At 65.2% G+C, this 15,062-nt stretch carries 10 protein-coding genes; 1 reads left to right on the top strand and 9 read right to left on the bottom strand.

Annotated elements, in window-relative coordinates:
• Nucleotides 1-307: 307 nt before the first annotated feature.
• From QD208_RS01805 to QD208_RS01765, 9 genes are all read right to left on the bottom strand, one after another.
• The gene (locus QD208_RS01805) at nucleotides 308-2,212 is read right to left on the bottom strand and encodes a M48 family metallopeptidase (protein WP_279835436.1); all 1,905 of its coding nucleotides are present in this window, start codon (nucleotides 2,210-2,212) and stop codon (nucleotides 308-310) included.
• Between the two features lie 70 nt (nucleotides 2,213-2,282).
• The gene (locus tag QD208_RS01800) at nucleotides 2,283-2,876 is read right to left on the bottom strand and encodes a LemA family protein (RefSeq protein ID WP_054555402.1); all 594 of its coding nucleotides are present in this window, start codon (nucleotides 2,874-2,876) and stop codon (nucleotides 2,283-2,285) included.
• Between the two features lie 187 nt (nucleotides 2,877-3,063).
• A complete protein-coding gene (locus QD208_RS01795) occupies nucleotides 3,064-4,722 on the bottom strand; it encodes a bifunctional 2-methylcitrate dehydratase/aconitate hydratase (protein WP_279835435.1) in 1,659 nt (552 codons plus the stop codon).
• Nucleotides 4,723-4,927: 205 nt separating this feature from the next.
• Nucleotides 4,928-6,196, bottom strand: a complete 1,269-nt coding sequence (gene prpF / locus QD208_RS01790) for a 2-methylaconitate cis-trans isomerase PrpF (protein ID WP_279835434.1) — start codon at nucleotides 6,194-6,196, stop codon at nucleotides 4,928-4,930.
• Nucleotides 6,193-8,895: a Fe/S-dependent 2-methylisocitrate dehydratase AcnD gene (gene acnD / locus QD208_RS01785; protein WP_279835466.1), complete on the bottom strand. Its 2,703-nt coding sequence runs from the start codon at nucleotides 8,893-8,895 to the stop codon at nucleotides 6,193-6,195. The genes prpF and acnD overlap by 4 nt, the downstream gene beginning before the upstream one ends.
• A gap of 67 nt (nucleotides 8,896-8,962) precedes the next feature.
• Nucleotides 8,963-10,105, bottom strand: coding sequence for a 2-methylcitrate synthase (gene prpC / locus QD208_RS01780; RefSeq protein ID WP_279835433.1), 1,143 nt, complete (start codon nucleotides 10,103-10,105; stop codon nucleotides 8,963-8,965).
• Between the two features lie 182 nt (nucleotides 10,106-10,287).
• Nucleotides 10,288-11,199 (bottom strand): methylisocitrate lyase, encoded by a 912-nt coding sequence (gene prpB / locus QD208_RS01775; RefSeq protein WP_043333964.1) that lies wholly within the window; start codon nucleotides 11,197-11,199, stop codon nucleotides 10,288-10,290.
• A gap of 73 nt (nucleotides 11,200-11,272) precedes the next feature.
• Nucleotides 11,273-12,052, bottom strand: a complete 780-nt coding sequence (locus tag QD208_RS01770; protein ID WP_279835430.1) for a GntR family transcriptional regulator — start codon at nucleotides 12,050-12,052, stop codon at nucleotides 11,273-11,275.
• Nucleotides 12,053-12,422: 370 nt separating this feature from the next.
• Nucleotides 12,423-13,295, bottom strand: coding sequence for an alpha/beta hydrolase (locus tag QD208_RS01765; RefSeq protein WP_279835429.1), 873 nt, complete (start codon nucleotides 13,293-13,295; stop codon nucleotides 12,423-12,425).
• A gap of 243 nt (nucleotides 13,296-13,538) precedes the next feature.
• Between QD208_RS01765 and pabB the strand changes: the two genes are divergently transcribed.
• Nucleotides 13,539-14,990, top strand: a complete 1,452-nt coding sequence (gene pabB, locus QD208_RS01760) for an aminodeoxychorismate synthase component I (RefSeq protein WP_279835428.1) — start codon at nucleotides 13,539-13,541, stop codon at nucleotides 14,988-14,990.
• Nucleotides 14,991-15,062: the final 72 nt, after the last annotated feature.

Here is a 15,062-nt window from a genome sequence, read left to right as displayed (position 1 = left end):
ACGCTTGAGAAGTCAAGCACTTGATGATGAGTCAGTCGACTGCCTCTAAGCATCATCAAGCGGTGAGGAGCGTTGCTCGATCACCTGTTCCGTAAGGAGTGCGGCGTATTCTAGCGAATCGCCCGGGATTGTCAATCGATGATGTCGAAGCGGACTTCAAAAACATCAAGCAAAACAATCACCTGCAAACCTCTTTCACCGCTGGTAACGCCATGCGTCCCCGGCAGCGGATGCGTACTTTACGCAGGAATCGGCTTGATGGCAAGAGCTTTTTGACGCAGAAAACAGCCACTCGCCTGATCAATACTCAGACCGCCTTGCCGTCCGCGGGTCGTGACACTGGGCGCGCCTGCCAGCCACCACGCGAATGCGACTGTGTCTCAAGCGCCGCTTCCAGGCGCGCCTCCGGCAGCTGCATGACGCGGGCCAGCAGTGTCAGCAGGGCCACCTCCTCATCGGCCAGCGTCTGGTCGGCATGCACCACCTGGGCTAGCGCCGTGAACCAGCGTTGCTTGTCCATCGGGCGCAGGTGAGCCAGCTGCGTGAGATGACGGCAGCGCAGCGCAGGATTATCCCCATCCGGCTGCGACTGCGGATACGCAAGCGCCAGACCAAGTTCTGCACTGGCATCCAGGAAGATGTCCTTGCGCAGCGCTTCATCGTCGATGAGTCCGACCATCAGCACGAGCCAGTGCTGACAGGCCGGCTGGCATTGCTGCAGGGCCAGCGAGTCACTCTTGCGATCGATCCGCGGGTCCAGTGACTCCAGCAGCAACTGCCACAGGCACCAGATGAACATGTCCTGCGGAGGTGTCTGCGCCTTGAGCATGCGATGCGCGCGCTCATCCGCTTCCCGCCAGCGCGGTATCAACCGGTTGAGCAAGGGAATCCACTCGACCCGCGGCAAGGACTCGAGCTTGCGCCGCGCCTCGCGCACGCGCTTGCCATCCAGCCAGTCATGTTGACGCTCAAGCTCGGTGAGCCAGACCCCACGCCGGGTGAGCTCCGAGGGCGCGATCATCGCCACCACCAGCTGCGGGCAGAGAAAGCGCGACAGCGTCAGGTTCTCGAGCTCACCCCGGGACCGCGACAGCTCGCCCATGACGGCCGCGCCGGCGATACCCGCCATGACCCCGCCAAGCACTTCTGCCCCGATGGGCCCCTGCTGCTCGAAGGTATGCACCGGTTGCTGGCGCGCGCTCAGATATTGCCTGTCCCAACGGGGTTCCAGGCGCTTGATGCGTTCATCCAGCGGCGGATGCGAGTCGAACCAGCCCGTCAGCCATGGCGGACGCGCTTCGACGAAGAAGAGATGGTTGTAGGTCATGGCGCGCGGATGCTGGATACGCCCCTGCCAGCCCATGCCACCGATACGCTTGAGGGCCGAGGCGATGCCATCCGGGAAACGCGTCAGGCGCACTGCACTGGCATCGGCGAGATATTCGCGTGAGCGCGCGACCCCGCGCTGCAACAGCCTGCCGCCCAGCCCGCCGAGACTGCCGAGCAACCACAGCGCCACACCGACCAGCATCAGCTGTGGCATGCCGCCTTTCTTGTCGGAACCGGAGGAGCGCGCCCTGCCCAACACGAAGCCGATGCGCCCCGCACCCATCAGGAAGCGCCCCGCCTCGGAGAGAAACACCAGGCCGTGGACCGCACTCGCCAGACGCAGGTTGAGGCGAATATCGCCATTGGCGATATGGGCGAACTCGTGAGCGACCACACCCTGCAGCTCGTTGCGATCCAGCTGCTCCAACGCCCCGCGACTCAGCGCGATCACCGCATCATGTGGCCGATAGCCCGCCGCGAAGGCATTGATCATCGCCTCATGCGGCAGCAGAAACAGCTGCGGCGTGGGCAGATTGGCGGCGATCGCCATCTCTTCCACGACATTCAGTGCCCGCCGCTCGCGCGAGTCCTGGGTCTCGACATCCACCAGCTTGCCACCCAGGCGTGCGGCCACGACCGCACCGCCCTGCTGCAGGCGTCTCAATTCACGCGCCGCAACCAGTGCATTGCACAGGAAGATGATGCTCGCCACTGGCCAGACATATTCAAACGTCGTGGCGGCCGGGCGCCCCAGGAAACTGCTGATCGCGACATGCACCACGGCGCCGGCGGCAAGAGACACCACCAGCGACATGGCCGTGAAGGCCAGCAGCAATAGCCGCGTTCGACGCCGCGCACTGTCCTGCTCATGATAGAAATTCATTCGCGCTCGCCATCTACCCAGTCAGGATCACAGCGCAAGGCCGCTGCGAGAGAAGCATCAGCCGGTCGACTCACGAGAAGCTGACATCCGGGGCCTGGCGAATCTTCACGCTGTCATCAAAGGCCAGCAGGCCTGCATCACTGCGATGACCGAAGGTCGGCGCGAACACCACCTGCGGGAAGCTCTGGCGATAGACGTTGTAGTCGGTGACGGCATCGTTGTAGGCCTGACGCGCGAAGGCGACGCGGTTCTCGGTGGCGGTCAGCTCTTCCATCAGATCGCTCATGGTCTGGTCCGCCTTGAGCTCCGGATAGGCCTCAACCACCACATCCAGCTTGCCCAGACTCGCCGCCAGCCCCTGCTCGGCACCGGCCAGGCTGGCCAGCTTGTCCATGCTGCCGGGATGCGCCGCTGCGGCATTCAAGGCGGCCATCGCCTTGTTGCGGGCATTGATCACTTCTTCCAGGGTGCCACGCTCATGACTCAGATAGCCCTTGGCCGTCTCGACCAGATTGGGAATCAGGTCATAGCGCCGCTTGAGCTGCACCTCTATCTGCGCGAAGGCATTCTCGAAGCGCGCCTTGAGACTGACCAGCTTGTTGTAGATCGAGATCACGTAGATGACGATCAGCGCGATGGCGCCCAGCAGCAGAAATGTTTTCATGATGAGTCCCTTGTGATGATGCCTTTGCAATGAAGGCCCTGCAGGCGTTGTCCCGCTCTCCGGCGAGTCTTTGCAAGCGCCCCTGTCGATCTTCCTGTGCAATCCGCTTCCAGTTTACCCATACCGGATGACGGCACCAGTCAATTGGATGACTGATTGCCAACGGGGCATCATGCGGCCGGCAACCTCACGGCACCCAATGCGCCATGAACTCGTGCACCGGCAGTGCTTCGAGTCGCTCGCGATCGCCCAGCAACGCCATCAAGGTGTCGCACCGCGAGGGCGGGAAGCAGGTGGCCAGATTGGCCCGACACTTGTCCTCGAGCGGGACGAGCGACTCTTCACGCCGCCGACGATGTCCCAGCGGGTATTCCACCGTCACCTGCTCGGTGGCACTGCCATCGCAAAAGACCACCCGCAGGGCATTGGCGATCGAGCGCTTGTCGGCTTCCAGATACTCGCGGGTGAAGCGCGCCTCTTCCTTGACGACCATCCTGTCACGCAGCCGGTCGATCTCCGGGTGAGCGGCATGGAAGCCATCTTCATAGTGGTCCGCGTTCAACTCGCCGAAGATCAGCGGCACCGCGACCATGTATTGCAGGCAGTGATCGCGGTCCGCCGCATTGGCGAGCGCACCCTGCTTGGAGATGATGCGGATCGCCGATTCGTGGGTGGTGATCTCGATGCGCTCGATCTCCTCGAGGCGGCCGCGCACCTCGGGGTGGAGTTGGACGGCGGCCTCGGCGGCGGTCTGGGCATGGAATTCGGCCGGGAAGGAGACCTTGAAGAGCACGTTCTCCATCACATAGCTGCCCAGAGGTCGCGCCAGCGTCAGGTGCCGTTCGTCTTCAGGCTTGAGGGCGAGATCGCTATTGCCGTGACTGAAGGAGACATCATTGAAGCCCCACTGCGGCGCACTGAGAGCGCCGGGGACGCCCATCTCGCCACGCAGGGCAATGTCCGCCAGCCGCACGCCGCGTGAGGTGGCATCCCCCGCCGCCCAGCTCTTGCGCGAGCCCGCATTGGGCGCATGACGATAGGTGCGCAGACTCTGGCCATCGACGAAGGCGTGCGACAGCGCCGACAGCAACTGCTCGCGATTCGCCCCCATCAAGCGCGCCGTCACGGCCGTGGTCGCGATCTTGACCAGCATGACATGGTCGAGCCCGACGCGATTGAAGCTATTGTCCAGCGCCAGCACGCCCTGGATCTCGTGGGCCATCACCATGCTCTCCAGCACATCACGCATCACCAGGGGTGGCTTGCCCAGCGCGACACGCTGGCGCGAGAGGTGATCCGCCACCGCCAGAATGCCCCCGAGATTGTCCGAGGGATGCCCCCACTCCGCCGCCAGCCAGGTGTCGTTGTAATCCAGCCAGCGGATGGTGCAGCCGATATCCCACGCCGCCTTGACGGGATCGAGACTGAAGGCGGTGCCGGGCACCCGTGCACCATGCGGCACCACGGTCTCAGCCACCAGCGGGCCGAGATGCTTGGTGCATTCCGGGAAGCGCAGCGCCAGGATGCCGCAGCCGAGGGTATCCATCAGACACAGGCGAGCGGTGTCCATCGCCTCTGCCGAGGGACCTGAGCGCTCGCTCTTGCCGGCCAGACCATCCACATCCGTATCCGTATCCGTATCCGCGATACGAGGATCGTCGCAATACCCCAGCACATAGTCGGCGATCTGCTGCAGCTCCGGGTCATAGTCCGGGCGCTGGTTGACGCTAGCCTGGTTGGCACTGGCTTGAGTGGCGCTGGCCTGGTTGGTACTGGCCTGACTTTTACTGGCTTGAGTGGCGCTGAGACGGCTGTCGCCCGTCTGATCAGAGGATGGCGTGCTCATGTGTGATCTCCTGTCGTGGATCGTCTTTGCTCGCATGCATCTCCCGCGATACCGGCATGTCCCCCGAAATACCCGAGTCCGCACCACAGAAACGCGAAAGCCGGCCCTCTGCACATGCATGCCAGGCCGGCTTTCATCGGGATGCCGCGGGAGGGATATCAAGAGAGATATATTGACAGTAGACCATCGCCTGCCAATACCGGCGCTAGCACATCAAGGTCTCCGCCGGCACCCGCACCCAACCTTCCATCAGGATACGCGCGCTGCGACTCATCACGGCCTCACTGACGGTCCATTCGCCCTCGCCTTGCTGGTCGTCACCGTCCTGACCCGAAGGTGACTGACGATGGGCACTCGCGCCGACCCTGAGCGTGCCGGAGGGATGCCCGAAGCACACCGAGTCACGCGCGGTGCCATTCTGCCCGACCCCAGACTCAGCATCGGCCCCGCCACCTGCAGCCAGATTGACCAGCGTGCCGGGTACCGCGGCCGCCGCGGCGATGGCGACGGCCGCGGTGCCCATCATGGCGTGATGTAGCTTGCCCATCGATACGGCGCGAATCAGCACGTCGATCTCGTCGGTCTTGATCTCGCGACCACTGGAGACGACGTGATCCACCGGCGGTGCCACGAAGGCGACCTTGGGGGTGTGCTGACGCCTGGCGGCCTCACCCAGCTCCTGGATCAGCCCCATGCGCAGTGCGCCGTGGGCGCGCAATGTCTCGAGGCGTGCGAGGGCCTCGCCATCCGCGTTGATCGCTTCCTGCAGTTCGGTGCCCTGATAGCCGAGATCGCGAGCATCGACGAAGATGGTCGGGATGCCAGCATTGATCAGGGTCGCCCGGATCCGCCCGCCCGCGACCACCGATTCCGGTACTTCCAGCGTATCGACCACATTGCCGGTGGGGAACATGCTGCCCTCGCCGGCGGCGGGGTCGCGGAAGGCGACCGCCACTTCGGCGGCCGGGAAGGTCACGCCATCCAGGGCGAAGTCGCCGCTTTCCTGGACGCGCCCCTCGCACATCGGCACCCGCGCGATGATGGTCTTGGCGATGTTGGCCTGCCAGATACGCACCTCGGCGATGCCATCACGCGGCAGGCGCTCGGCCGGCACCAGCCCCTTCTCGATGGCGAAGGGCCCGACCGCCGCCGAGAGATTGCCGCAGTTGCCGCTCCAATCGACGAAGGGCGAGTCGATGGAGACCTGGCCGAACAGATAGTCGACGTCGTGGTCCGGCTGCTCGCTGCGACTGATGATCACCGTCTTGCTGGTGCTGGAGGTCGCGCCCCCCATGCCGTCGATCTGCTTGGCGTAGGGGTCGGGGCTGCCGATCACGCGCAACAGCAGGGCATCACGCGCCGGGCCCGGCACCTGCGCCGCTTCCGGCAGCTCATCACGCAGGAAGAACACGCCCTTGCTGGTGCCGCCACGCAGATAGGTGGCGGGAATCCTGAGCTGTGCCTGCTGGCTCATGCCGTCACCTCCGCCGCCGGCTCGCCCGGTGCCTGCGAGCTCAAGAAGTCTTCGGCGAAGCGCTGCAGCACGCCGCCCGCCGAGTAGATGGAGACTTCCTCACGGGTATCGAGACGACAGGTGACCGGCACGCGCTCGAGCTTGCCTGCCTTGTCACCGGCGGTGCGCTCGATCACCAGCGTGAGCTCTGCCCCCGGCGCCGGCTCACCCTCGACGGCGTAGATTTCGCTGCCATCCAGCGCCAGCGTCTTGCGCGTGGTACCGGCGGCGAACTGCAGCGGCATCACGCCCATGCCGACCAGGTTGGTGCGGTGGATACGCTCGAAACCTTCCGCGACGATGGCCTCGACGCCCGCCAGCCGCACGCCCTTGGCCGCCCAGTCACGCGACGAGCCCTGGCCGTAATCCGCGCCCGCGATGATGATCAACGGCTGCTTGCGCTGCATGTAGGCCTCGATGGCCTCCCACATGCGTACCACCTTGCCTTCCGGCTCCAGGCGCGTGAGCGAGCCCTGCTTGACCTCGCGCTTGCCGTCCGCCCCTTCCACCACGGCCATCTCGTTGATCAGCTTGGGATTGGCGAAGGTGGCCCGCTGCGCGGTGAGGTGATCACCACGGTGAGTGGCGTAGGAATTGAAGTCCTCCTCCGGCAGGCCCATCGCGGCCAGATACTCGCCCGCCGCACTGCTGGCCATGATGGCATTGGAGGGCGACAGGTGATCGGTGGTGATGTTGTCCCCCAGCACCGCCAGTGCCCGCATCCCCTTGAGCGTCGGTGCGCTGGCCAGGCCGCCTTCCCAGTACGGCGGACGACGGATGTAGGTGCTCATCTCGCGCCAGTCGTAGAGCGGGCTGGTCGTGTCGTCGCGATCCTGACGGGCCTCGAACATCGGGATGTAGACCTGACGGAAGTGATCCGGCTTGACGCTGGAGCCGACGATGGCGTCGATCTCCTCGTCGCTCGGCCACAGGTCCTTGAGCATGATCGGCGAGCCATCCGGCGCATGCCCGAGAACATCCTTCTCGATGTCGAAGCGGATGGTGCCGGCGATGGCGTAGGCGACCACCAGCGGCGGCGAGGCCAGGAACGCCTGCTTGGCGTAGGGGTGGATACGGCCATCGAAGTTGCGGTTGCCGGACAGCACCGCGGTGGAATAGAGATCGCGCTCGACGATCTCCTGCTGGATCGCCGGGTCCAGCGCACCGCTCATGCCATTGCAGGTGGTACAGGCGAAGCCGACGATACCGAAGCCGAGCTGTTCGAGCTCCGGCAGCAGTTCCGCCTCTTCCAGATATAGCTGCACGGCCTTGGAGCCCGGCGCCAGCGAGGTCTTGACCCACGGCTTGCGCGTCAGGCCCAGCGCATTGGCGCGTCTGGCCAGCAGGCCGGCGGCGATGACGTTGCGCGGATTCGAGGTATTGGTACAGCTGGTGATGGCGGCGATGATCACCGCGCCATCCGGCATCAGGTCGCGCCCGTCCTCGTCCTGCTCATGCTCGATCACCCCGGAGATGCCGCGTGCGGCCAGCTCACTGGTCGGCACGCGACTGTGCGGGTTGGAGGGGCCCGCCAGGGTGCGCACCACCGAGGACAGGTCGAAGGTCAGCTCGCGCTCATATTCCACCGCGCCTTCGATATGACCGCTCTCGTCGGCCCAAAGCCCGGTCTCACGCGCGTAGCGCTCGACCAGCGCGATGTTCTCCGGCTCACGCCCGGTCAGCGTCAGATAGTCCAGCGTCTGCTGGTCGATGTAGAACATCGCCGCCGTGGCGCCGTACTCCGGCGTCATGTTGGAGATGGTGGCGCGATCGCCCAGGGTGAGGCTGGCCGCGCCTTCGCCGAAGAATTCCAGATAGGAGGAGACGACCTTCTCGGCGCGCAGGAATTCGGTCAACGCCAGCACGATGTCGGTGGCGGTGATGCCCGGCTGCGGACGCCCGGTGAGGCGCACGCCGATGATGTCCGGCAGACGCATGTAGGAGGCACGCCCCAGCATCACGCTCTCGGCCTCGAGCCCGCCGACGCCGACGGCGATCACGCCCAGCGCATCGACATGCGGCGTGTGACTGTCGGTGCCCACCAGGGTATCCGGGAAGGCGACCTGATGACCCTTCTCATCGGCGCGCGACTCGATCACCGGCGACATCCGCTCCAGATTGATCTGGTGCATGATGCCGTTGCCCGGCGGAATCACGTCGATGTTCTCGAAGGCCTGACGCGTCCAGTCGATGAAGTGGAAGCGGTCCTCGTTGCGACGCTCCTCGATGGCGCGATTCTTGGCGAAGGCGTCCTTGTCGAAGCCGGCGTGCTCCACCGCCAGCGAGTGGTCGACGATCAACTGGGTCGGCACCACCGGATTGACCTTGGCCGGGTCTCCGCCGCGCTCGGCGATGGCATCGCGCAGACCGGCCAGGTCGACCAGCGCGGTCTGACCGAGGATGTCATGGCACACGACGCGCGCGGGGTACCAGGGGAAATCGAGATCACGCCGACGTTCGATCAATTGCACGAGGCTGTCACGCAGCTGATCCGGCGGGCAGCGACGTACCAGGTTCTCGGCCAGTACGCGTGAGGTATAGGGCAGACCGGCGTAGGCGCCGGGGGCGATGTCTTCCACGGCGGCACGCGCATCGAAGTAGTCGACCGGGGTACCCGGTGACGCCGTGCCAGGCAGGGGTTTGCGATACTCGGTATTCATGGGCATCCGGACTCATCAGGCGGTCAAGAAAACGATCGGCCAGCACGCTGACTGGCCGAGGAAAGGGTCAGTCGCGCTGCTCGATGGGCAGCCAGTCGCAGTGCTCCGGGCCGGTGTAATCGGCGCTCGGGCGGATGATGCGATTGTTGGCGCGTTGCTCGAAGACATGCGCCGCCCAGCCGGTCAGGCGTGAACAGACGAAGATCGGCGTGAACAACTTGGTGGGAATGCCCATGAAGTGATAGGCGCTGGCGTGGAAGAAGTCGGCATTGCAGAACAGCTTCTTCTCGCGCCACATCACGGCTTCGACGCGCTCGGAAACGGCGTAGAGCTGAGTGTCGCCCACATCCTCGGACAGCTTGCGTGACCATTCCTTGATGATGGCGTTGCGCGGGTCACGTTCACGGTAGATGGCGTGGCCGAAGCCCATGATCTTCTCGCGACGTTCCAGCATGCCGAGAATCTCGCGCTCGGCTTCCTCCGGTGAGCGCCAGTTCTCGATCATCGCCATCGCCGCCTCGTTGGCACCGCCATGCAGCGGTCCGCGCAGCGAGCCGATGGCCCCGGTCACGCAGGAGTGCAGATCAGAAAGCGTCGAGGCGCAGACACGCGCGGTGAAGGTCGAGGCATTGAACTCGTGCTCGGCATAGAGGATCAGCGAGGTATTCATCACCGCGGCATGCAGCTCGCTGGGGGCCTCGCCGTGCAAAAGGTGCAGGAAGTGCGCGCCGATGGAGTCGTCATCGGTCTCGGTGTCGATGCGCACGCCATCATGGCTGAAGCGATACCAGTAATTGATGATCGACGGGAACACCGCCAGCATGCGGTCGGCCTGATCGGACTGCTCATCGAAGCTCTCTTCGGTCTCCAGATTGCCGAGCATCGAGCAACCGGTGCGCATCACGTCCATCGGGTGGGCACTGGCCGGAATCTGCTCCAGTACCGCCTTCAGGGCATCCGGCAGACCACGCAACTCCTTGAGGCGCGTGATGTAGGCGTCCAGCTCCGAACGATTGGGCAGCTTGCCCTTGAGCAGCAGATAGGCGACTTCTTCAAAGCTTGCGTGGGCGGCGAGATCCTCCAGATCGTAGCCGCGATAGCGCAGGCCGGAGCCGGTCTGGCCGACGGTGCACAGGGCGGTCTCGCCGGCACTCTGGCCGCGCAGGCCGCTGGAGGCACTAGGGCTCGGGGTAGCGGTGGTATCTGACATGGCGCGATCTCCTTGGCAGTGACGTCATTGAGTTGTTCTTTTTCTTGTAGGGCATAAAGCGTCAAGCCCCTCGCCGGCCAGGCGTTTGCCAGCGAGGGAGAAACGGTCGGGCCGGAAGTGCCGGCCCGTGAAGCCAATGGCCTCCTGATACGAGACATGGCGCCCGTCTCGAGCGTCTGGCATCAATCCTTGCGGCTTTCGGCCTCGAACAGGGTGTCCAGCTTCTGCTCGAAGGTGTGGTAATCGAGGAAGTCGTAGAGCTCCATGCGGGTCTGCATGTCGTCGACCACGTCCTTCTGGTCCCCCTTGTCGTGGATGTTCTGGTAGACCTTGAGGGCGGCGGCGTTCATGGCGCGGAAGGCGGACAGCGGATAGAGCACCATCCGGCAGCCGACATCGCCCAGCTCGCGCTGATTGAACAGCGGCGTGGCGCCGAATTCGGTGATGTTGGCCAGAATCGGCGCGTCGACGCCCTCGCAGAAGGCACGGTAGTCCTCGAGGGTATGCACCGCCTCGGCGAAGATGGCATCCGCCCCGGCCTCGACACAGGCATTGGCACGCGCCACGGCGGCCTCGAGCCCTTCCTTCTGGAAGGCATCGGTACGCGCGATCAGATAGAAGTCGTCGTCACGGCGGGCATCGGCGGCCGCCTTGATGCGATCGACCATTTCCTGGCTGGAGACGATGGCCTTGTTGGGACGATGCCCGCAGCGCTTCTGGGCGACCTGGTCTTCCAGGTGCACGGCAGCCACGCCGGCCCGCTCCATCTCCTGAATGGTGCGCGCGATGTTGAAGGCGCCGCCCCAGCCGGTGTCGATGTCCACCAGCAGCGGCAGCTCGCTGGCGGCGGTGATGCGGCGTGCGTCTTCCAGCACGTCATTCATGCTGGTCATGCCCAGGTCCGGCAGCCCGTAGGAGGCGTTGGCCACGCCGCCACCGGACAGGTAGATCGCCTGATGCCCGACGCGCTCGGCCATGATGGCGGTATAGGCATTGATGGTGCCGACGATGGGCAGCGGACGGTTGGCTTCCAGCGCCGCGCGGAAGCGGGCGCCGGGGCTTGGCAAGGCGGTGGAACTCAGATGGCGTGACATGACATCTCCCGGGCTGGGCCCATGACGGGGTTGGAATTGTTGGGGGTGATCCGGTCGCAAGCGGTGTGGCAGTTCACTCCTCGCCCTGCTCTTCCTTGAGCGTGGCGGCATAGCGGCGGGCGACGTTCTCCCGCGAGGCGCTGACGTGGCGCCGCATCAGCAGCTCCGCCAGTTCCTCGTCACCGGCCTCGATGGCATCGACGATACGGTGGTGCTCGACGAAGGCCTTCTGCGGACGCGAGCCACTGGCGCTGAACTGGGTGCGATACATGCGCACCAGGTAGTAGAGGTCGTCGCAGAGAATCGTCATCAGCATATGGTTATGGCTGCCGAGGACGATCTGATAGTGGAAGTCGAGATCGCCTTCCTTCTGGAAGTAGGCGGTGCCGGTCTTGAGGTCCGACTGCTGCTCGTGGGTCTTGAGCACGCTGCGCAGCCGCGCGACCTCCTCCTGCGTCATGTGCCGCGCCGCCAGACGCGCGGCCATGCTCTCCAGCGCCTCACGCACGTCGAACAGCTCCAGCAGCTCGGTCATCGAGAGCTTGACCACCCGCGCGCCGACGTGGGGCACGCGCTCGATCAGGCGATGGACCTCGAGGCGACGCATCGCCTCACGCAGCGGGCCGCGCGAGATGCCATAGGCCTGCGCCAGCCCCGGCTCGGTGATCTTGCTGCCCGGTGCCAGCTCGCCGCGCACGATGGCGTCCTGCAGCTGGTGGAAGACGCGCTCGGCCAGGGTGCGCACCTCAGGCGCCGGAGCACTCGCGGAGGCGGTGTGGCCTGCCTGCTCGGCAGTGGCGCCGCGCGCGAGGCTTCGAGCGGTGGTGGCATTGTGAAAGGCATCGGTGGTCATGGCGGTCAGGCAATCCGGCTGGACAAGGGGCTGAGACAGGACAATGGCGATGAGGGACTTTCAGCACCATTGTCGACAATCGTTCAATGACTGCCAGACTAGCCAGCGAGCCTGAGTGGGTCAAGATGCAATCCGCCATATCCTCTACACCTTTGGCGTAAGAGAGCTGGCATGCGCTGGATAAACGGCTGCCAGAACAAGGCTTAACCGCCTGAGACGCCGCCATGCCAGTCTTCTCACTTCGACAGGCCAGAGGCACGCCAGCCGGTAGCAGCCGAGACTCAAGACGCCCCGCCAGCACAGGCTGACGGGGCGTCTTGAGTCTCAATGCCAGACCGTTCATCGGTCGGCTTGTCGACAATCACGCGTTTTATGTGAAGCTGAGCTCCGCGCCGATGCGGCGGGGTTTCTGGAAAGGCAGCGAGTGATCGGTGCCGGGGATTTCCAGCGATTGCCAACCCGCATGACGTTCGGCCAGCAGGCTGTGATAGTCGCGCAGGGTCTGCGGGCTCTTGCCGCCGACCAGGCTGCGCACCTCGCTGCCTGAGGCCAGCACGTCGGCCAGCAACGCCTCGCGGTCGATCTCGCGCACGGCATGCGTGACACAGTCCAGCGCATTGGCGAAGCCCAGATGACGATGCGCCAGTCGCGCCACCATCATGCGCTCGGCGCGCGGGTTGCGCGTACGGTGCGGCGAGATGAGATCGAGGAAGGCGGTGATGCCCGCCTCGGGGCTTGGGGCTTCGCGCATGGCGCGCGCCGCCTCGGCGTAGCCGTCACGCACCTTGAGCATGGTGGCGTGGCATTCGCGCTCCAGCAGCGCCGGCTCCAGCAGACTGATGTCGCCGACCTTCACCTCCGGGCGCTCGGCGCGCAGACGCTGGACGAGACGCATGGCGACCAGCCCGCCGAAGCTGTAGCCGATCAGGTCGAAATGCGTGATGCGCTGGGTCTCGATCAGCGCCATCACGTCCTCGACCACCTGCTCGAGAGTGAAAGGAGGCTCGCCGCCCTGCGGCGCCAGCGTCTGCCCCATGCCACGCAGGTCCGGGATGATCAGCTCATCATGGGCCGTGAGATGCCCGACCAGCGGTGCCCAGGTCAGCGTGCCGGCCACGCCCGCGCCGTGCAGCATCAGCAGTCGACGCCCGCCCTGGGCGCCATGCCGCTTGAGACGCTGCCAGAAGATGTTCTGATCGGGACGTGACAGCAGATGTTGGCCGTGTTCGAACTCGGGATGCATGCAGGGGCTCCGGTGGGGTGCCAGGGGCTGGGCGAGAGACTGGGCAAGAGGGCTGGGCGAACGTCAGCACGCGCGTCAGGGCAGTCATCGATGACGACGCGGGGCGTTCAAAGGCAGGCACCTTAATCAGCGCACGGGAGAACGGCAAGCCGACAAGGCCAGCCACTCACCGGAATCCGCACGCATGGGCGGACAAAACGCCTTCGGATGCCTAGAATGCCCTGTCCGCCAACGGAAGCTGTCATGACCATCTCGCTCGAAATCAACGCCCTGCCCTACGCCCTCGCCGCCGAGGATGAAGCCTCCACGCTGTCGCGCTTCGCACGCCTGCGCTCACGTCCCGACGCCGTGCTGCTCGACAGCGGCCAGCCGTCGCTGGCCGGTGGTCGCTTCGACATCATCAGCAGCGACCCGCTGGCCGTGCTGGAGCAAGGCCCACACGGCGGCAAGCTCACCGGCCCGCTGCCGGAGTCGATGCGTGACCTGAGCCAGTTCAGTGAAGCGCTGGAGCGCCTCGCCCGCCTGCCGGTGATCGAGGCCCAGCGCCAGCTGCTGACCCTGCTGCCGCAGACGCTGGCAGGCGAAGAGCTCGCCCGGCACGACCTGAGCGCCGAGGACCTGCCGTTCATCGCCGGCCTGCTGGGCTACTGGAGCTACGACTTCGGGCGCGCGCTGGAAGACCTACCCGCCACGACCGAGGACGACATCGCGCTGCCCTGGGCGCGTCTCGGTCTCTATGACTGGGCATTGATCAGTGACCATCAGCACCAGCAGAGCTGGCTGATCGCCTCGCCCCAACGGCGCCGGCAGGTGCTTGAGTGGCTGGAGAAACCGGCGCCGCGCAGCGCCGACTTCGCCCTCGACACCCCCTTCTCACCACTGCTGGACCGCGCGAGCTACGGCGAACGCTTCCGCCAGGTGATGGAGTATCTGCATGCCGGTGACTGCTATCAGATCAACCTGACCCAGCGCTTCTCCGCCGACTGCAGTGGCGACAGCTGGGATGCCTACCTGCGCCTGCGTCAAGCCACGCCGACACCCTACGCCGGCTATCTGAGCTGGCAGGACGCCCAGGGCGAGGAGATGGCGATCGTCTCCGTCTCGCCGGAGCGCTTCGTCGAGGTCAATCATCGCGCGGTCGAGACCAAGCCGATCAAGGGCACCCGCGCACGTGGCGCGACGCCGGAAGAGGACGCGCGGCTGGCCGCCGAGCTGCTGGAAAGCCCCAAGGACCGCGCCGAGAACGTGATGATCGTCGACCTGCTGCGCAATGACCTGGGCCGCGTCTCCGCGCCCGGCAGCGTCAAGGTGCCATCACTGTGCGCCTTGGAGAGCTACGCCAACGTGCACCATTCCGTCAGCACCATCACCAGCACCCTGGATGACGGACGCGATGCGCTGGATCTGCTCGGCGCCGCCTTCCCCGGCGGCTCCATCACCGGCGCGCCCAAGATCCGCGCCATGCAGATCATCGAGGAGCTGGAGCCGGTGCGCCGCAGCGCCTATTGCGGCAGCCTCGGCTATCTGGATATCCGCGGCCACATGGATACCTCCATCGCGATCCGCACGGCGGTGATCGCCGAGGGCCAGGTGCATCTGTGGGGCGGCGGCGGTCTGGTCGCCGACTCCGAGGAAGAGGCCGAATACCGCGAGAGCCTGGCCAAGATCCAGCGCCTGATGGAAGCGCTTGGCTGACAGGCGGCGTTATAAGGCGTCATGAGCGCCATAACTCGATGGCATATAACGTTCGAACGAATTCGTATTGGG

The sequence above is a fragment of the Cobetia sp. 29-18-1 genome, assembly GCF_029846405.1.
Classification (GTDB): domain Bacteria; phylum Pseudomonadota; class Gammaproteobacteria; order Pseudomonadales; family Halomonadaceae; genus Cobetia; species Cobetia amphilecti.
This window is presented reverse-complemented; position numbering and strand designations above follow the sequence as displayed.